Consider the following 234-nt stretch of genomic DNA (forward strand, 5'->3'; position numbering starts at 1 on the left):
CATGGCGCACGCTGGAACGGGCCACCCACATCGGCTGCATGGCCCACTCCCGGCGGCGCTTTGTCGATGCCCTCAGGGCGAGGAAGAAGGGCGGCGGTCCGCCCGAGCAGGCGCTGCGGTTCTTCGAACAGCTCTACCGGGTTGAAAGGCAGGCGCGGGACGGAATACCGGAGAAGGGTGAACCACAGGCCGACTGCATTCGCCGCTTCCGCCAGCAACATAGCATTCCCGTCC

The 234-nt window shown here is 66.7% G+C and carries 1 protein-coding gene; it reads left to right on the forward strand.

Going from position 1 to position 234, the window contains the following annotated elements:
• Positions 1-234 (forward strand): IS66 family transposase (locus FNJ47_RS49040; protein WP_163163862.1); only part of this gene is annotated, 234 nt, incomplete at both ends.

Origin of the sequence: Bradyrhizobium uaiense (genome assembly GCF_010811875.1) — a bacterium.
Lineage (GTDB): Bacteria > Pseudomonadota > Alphaproteobacteria > Rhizobiales > Xanthobacteraceae > Bradyrhizobium > Bradyrhizobium uaiense.